The following is a 293-nucleotide window of genomic DNA, read 5'->3' as shown; positions in this document are numbered from 1 at the left end:
AACCGCCCCTACGGCATTTCCACCGATGCCTATATGCAAAAAGCATTGAAAGGAAGTTAAATCATGACCCCATGCCGCAAATGGCTGCCCCTTCTGCTTCCCCTTGGAGCTGCTGCACTGTTTCTGCTGCTGAAGCTGTACCTGGATCAGATCGCCATATTCCACATTCCATGTGCGCTCTGGTTTCTGACAGGGCTGTACTGTCCCGGCTGTGGAGGCACACGGAGCATCAAGGCAATGCTGAACGGGCAACTGTGGCTGGCAGTCCGGTACAATCCGGGAGTACCCCTGCT

At 54.9% G+C, this 293-nt stretch carries 1 protein-coding gene; it reads left to right on the top strand.

The features are described 5' to 3' along the window. Positions 1-63: 63 nt before the first annotated feature. The coding region (locus QVO51_RS07100; RefSeq protein ID WP_288167968.1) for a DUF2752 domain-containing protein at positions 64-293 on the top strand (230 nt) is incomplete at its 3' end.

Source organism: Ruminococcus sp. CAG:379, from assembly GCF_000434255.1.
Classification (GTDB): domain Bacteria; phylum Bacillota; class Clostridia; order Oscillospirales; family Ruminococcaceae; genus Ruminococcus_F; species Ruminococcus_F champanellensis.
The sequence above is the reverse complement of the archived record's forward strand: the minus strand, read 5'-3'. Positions and strand labels throughout refer to the sequence as shown.